Source organism: Roseateles asaccharophilus (assembly GCF_004362405.1).
Lineage (GTDB): Bacteria > Pseudomonadota > Gammaproteobacteria > Burkholderiales > Burkholderiaceae_C > Kinneretia > Kinneretia asaccharophila.
Window position 1 is genome coordinate 1 of sequence record NZ_SNXE01000021.1, and the last position, 1,136, is coordinate 1,136.

Sequence of the window (1,136 nt, forward strand, 5' to 3'; positions counted from 1 at the left end):
GTCTTCGCGGCCGGTGCGCCAAACCCGATATGCCTATGAGCATGCAGCTCGCGGGTTAGCCCAAGGTCAACGCGCCGGGCCTTTTTCATCAACCGTGTAGCCCGAACAGTTGTCGATCATGAACATGCATCAGCAAGGTGGGGTAGCGAGCGTGGAAGGGGCCTGTGCCGGCATCGATGTCAGCAAGACCCATCTGGACCTGTGTGTGGGCACGACGGAGCAGCGTGTGCCCAACGACAGCCAAGGATGGGGCGCGCTGACAGCGCTGCTGCAGTCTGCGAAGGTGGACTTGGTCGTGGTGGAGGCTACCGGAGGCTACGAGCGCGGGCTCGTCTGCGCGCTGCAAAGTGCAGCGCTGTGCGTGGCGCGCGTCAATCCACGGCAGGCCCGTGATTTCGCCAAGGCCATGGGCGTGCTGGCCAAGACCGACCAGGTCGACGCACGGGTGCTGCGGGACTTCGCAGCAGTGCTGGCGCGGCATGCGGACCGGCGCAAGTACATCACACCGATGGTGGAGCCGGCCCGGCAGTTGCTGGCAGAGCTGATGACGCGGCGGCGGCAGCTGGTGGACATGCGGGTGGCCGAGCACAACCGGTTGGAACACGCCGGAGCTCAGGCCAGGCGCAGCATAGCCAGCGTGCTCAAGCTGCTAGACAAGCAGATCGCGGCGATTGATGCGCACATCGACGACCACATGGACCAGCACTTCAAGCTGCAGCGCCAGTTGCTCGACAGCGTCAAAGGGGTCGGGCCGGTGACGATCCTGACGCTGACGGCGGCACTGCCGGAGTTGGGGCAGCTGGGACGTCGGCAGATCGCCAAGCTGGTGGGTGTGGCGCCGCTGTCAGACGACTCGGGCGGGCGCAGCGGCAAACGCAGAACCTGGGGTGGGCGATCCGAAGTCAGGGCCATCGTCTACATGGCTGCGATCGTGGCGATGCGGCACAACGCGGTGATCAAGGCGTTCTACGAGCGCTTGCTGGCCGCGGGTAAGCCCAAGAAGGTGGCCATCGTCGCGTGCATGCGCAAGCTGCTGACCATCCTCAATGCGATGCTGCGCGACCAGGCAGTATGGAACGCAGCCAAGCACCTTGCTTCGGGGCCAACGGCTTGACTTCGAAGACAGTTGCTAACCC

The 1,136-nt window shown here is 64.8% G+C and carries 1 protein-coding gene; it reads left to right on the plus strand.

Annotation, left to right across the window (positions count from 1 at the left end):
* The first annotated feature begins 124 nt into the window (after nt 1–124).
* The gene (locus tag DFR39_RS19730; RefSeq protein ID WP_133605553.1) at nt 125–1,114 is read left to right on the plus strand and encodes an IS110 family RNA-guided transposase; all 990 of its coding nucleotides are present in this window, start codon (nt 125–127) and stop codon (nt 1,112–1,114) included.
* Nucleotides 1,115–1,136: the final 22 nt, after the last annotated feature.

What these genes read in the sequence shown, in the direction of transcription:
- DFR39_RS19730 (WP_133605553.1), top strand. Translation starts at nt 125, where the DNA reads ATGCATCAGCAAGGTGGGGTAGCGAGCGTGGAAGGGGCCTGTGCCGGC.